Source organism: Paenibacillus soyae (genome assembly GCF_024623455.1).
GTDB classification, from domain to species: Bacteria; Bacillota; Bacilli; order Paenibacillales; family Paenibacillaceae; genus Pristimantibacillus; species Pristimantibacillus soyae.
Genome location: NZ_JANIPJ010000066.1, coordinates 1 through 480 on the forward strand (window position 1 = coordinate 1; position 480 = coordinate 480).

Below are 480 nucleotides of genomic sequence, written 5' to 3' on the forward strand. Positions count from 1 at the left end.
ACTATTAGGCTGGGCTGTGATGGGGAGCGAAAATTGCAGTAGCGAAGGTCATGTACTCCGGCTGTCGAGAAAAGCCTCTAGCCAGGCGAAGGTGCCCGTACCGCAAACCGACACAGGTAGGCGAGCAGAGCATGCTAAGGCGCGCGGAAGAACTCTCGTTAAGGAACTCGGCAAAATGACCCCGTAACTTCGGGAGAAGGGGTGCCTCGGTAGGGTGAATAGCCCGAGGGGGCCGCAGTGAAAAGGCCCAAGCGACTGTTTAGCAAAAACACAGGTCTGTGCGAAGCCGTAAGGCGAAGTATACGGGCTGACGCCTGCCCGGTGCTGGAAGGTTAAGGGGAGCGGTTAGGGGCAACCCGAAGCTGTGAACCGAAGCCCCAGTAAACGGCGGCCGTAACTATAACGGTCCTAAGGTAGCGAAATTCCTTGTCAGGTAAATTCTGACCCGCACGAATGGCGTAACGACTTGGGCGCTGTCTC

At 56.9% G+C, this 480-nt stretch carries 1 rRNA gene; it reads left to right on the forward strand.

Annotated elements, in window-relative coordinates:
• A 23S ribosomal RNA gene (locus tag NQZ67_RS30000) occupies positions 1–480 on the forward strand; the annotation flags it as partial.